This is a genomic window from Nostoc sp., from assembly GCF_035638895.1.
In the GTDB taxonomy this organism is placed as follows: Bacteria; Cyanobacteriota; Cyanobacteriia; order Cyanobacteriales; family Nostocaceae; genus Nostoc.
This window is the reverse complement of sequence record NZ_DASQZC010000522.1, coordinates 1-2,129: the sequence shown is the minus strand read 5'-3', so window position 1 is coordinate 2,129 and position 2,129 is coordinate 1. Positions and strand designations below refer to the sequence as shown.

Annotated in this window: 2 protein-coding genes; one reads left to right on the top strand and one right to left on the bottom strand. The window is 40.7% G+C overall.

All coding sequences use genetic code 11. The features are described from left to right. On the top strand, positions 1–1,602 hold a 1,602-nt coding region (locus VE944_RS26020; protein ID WP_324983968.1), incomplete at its 5' end, for a DUF6798 domain-containing protein. 25 nt (positions 1,603–1,627) lie between these two features. On the opposite strand, the gene VE944_RS26015 is transcribed toward VE944_RS26020, so the two are convergent. Continuing rightward, the coding region (locus VE944_RS26015; RefSeq protein ID WP_324983966.1) for a precorrin-8X methylmutase at positions 1,628–2,129 on the bottom strand (502 nt) is incomplete at its 5' end.

Genomic DNA, 2,129 nt, shown 5'->3' with positions numbered 1-2,129 from the left:
AATCTACACAAAAAATCAGCTTTGGCAGATTCGGCTAGGCTAATATTAGAAATCATCGCAGTCTTGGCATTAATCTGTCTCAAAGATTTGTTGTTTGATATCATGGCAAGAAATGATATTGACGCTCTACCTTTAGCAAGACAGTTTGCCGATCCTAGCTGGATTCCAGGAGATTGGTCTGTTAACCAACCACCTGTTTATCGAGTGTTGTTCCAAACTTTATTTGGCTGGATCATAGGAAAATTGGGGTTTCTGGCTAGTTCGATAATAGGACGTTTATTTTGCTATAGCTTGATAGCTTGGGGACTAGTACTCATAGGCCGAAAACTAGGATTGAATTTGCTATTGCTGATGTTGGCGGTTGCAATGTTCCTCACAGGAAATCAAGGTGTTGCTGCTGGGGAAAGGATCATAGGAGCGCTAGAAACAAAAATATTTGCTTATGCTATGGTTTTGTTAGCCATAGCGTTCATGCTAAGGAAACGTTATCGCCTGACGGCTTTTCTGTTAGGGCTAGGAACTTCATTCCATGTTTTGGTAGGCGGTTATACAACTCTGTTTGTACTAGGGTGGGTGATTTTAAGACGAAAAACCCGTTTTCCTAGTATGCGAGAATTGGGGTTTATTGTTCCGTTATACCTGATAGCAAGCGTATTTGGTCTAAAAGCGATAATCGAAGAGTTGTCCCGTCCAACCCCTACAAGCCCCATATCGATTTCTTATATATATGTCTTTCTCAGGATGCCCCACCATCTGAATCCCTTATCATGGCCTGCACATTGGTGGGTAACTCCTATATTTTTCCTTGTAATGCTTGTGAGCAGTGCTGGCGTTCTTTGGTTCAATCGTCCAACTAAAGAACTATCTCAACAGTTTGAACAGTACGAAGCTCGTATAGGACTATTTGAATTTACCCTGATCAGTCTAATCCCATATCTACTGGGAGTAGTCGTTGCTCCATTCGACTCTCAAGGAAGCTTGCTACAATATTACCTTTTTCGCGTAGGTGACGTAATGTTGCACCTAAATGCCTGCTTTTTGTTTGTCTGTGCGTTGGATCAAATCTTCACAAGTAGAAAACAACAAAAAGTGTTGTTATTTCTATGTAGTCTGGCGCTGAGTATAAGCATTGTCAAAGGATTCCATAACTTTCAGAAATATTTTCAGTCTACACTTAATTTTCCTAACGAAGTGCAAGAGGTAGATCCGCAGTGGAAAGATATGACTGCTTGGGTGCGAAAAAACACCTCAAAAAATGCCATATTCATATCTCCACCAGTTGAATTTGCTAACTTCATTTGGCTAACAGAGCGTCCAACCATTGCTAAATATAAGCTTATGGCTCAGACTAAAACTGCAACATTAGAATGGTTTTCACGTATGCGTGACTTGAGTGGTAACTTTAACGGGGTTGATCCATTAACTAAATTTAATCAAAAACTACTTACAGCCGGCTACAATAATTTGACAACTGACCAGGCTAAGGCACTAATCATAAAATATGACGCTTCGTATTTAGTAACTCGGATTCAACATCAGCTACATCTGCCAGTTGCTTACCGTAATAAATCTTATGTTCTCTATCAAAAACAGCAAGATTAGAGCTACTAAAAACTGATAATTTATTCTATGAATTGCTTTGATTGAGATAACAATGACAATCTGGTTTATCAATCAATGACTCCACCAAGGCATTCAGAGCAGTAGCAGCTAAAGCGCCACCTCCTAAAGTGCCTGCAATTGTAATAAAAGGTATCTCTTGTTGCATCAGTTGTCGCTTGGCTGCGGGAGCATGACTAAAACCAATGGGCATTGCTATTACTAATGCAGGCTGAATTTTCTGGTTGGTAATCGCCTCACAAAGTTCTATAAGTACTGAGGGAGCATAACCAACCACCAGGATACAACCCTTACTTACTTGCTGCAATTTTTCTCGCCATTCTCGATGCTGCCAAAAGGCAACTTCTGCCTCTGTAGCGGTGGTAATATGGGGATTATCAATCAAGGTTTCAATGTGGCACCCCAAGTGAAGTAATCGGGTTTGATCTAAAGCAGCAGCAACCGTTTGGGTATCGACAACAATTTGACACTTTGAAGATAAGGCTTTTCGACTAGCTGCGATCGCACCT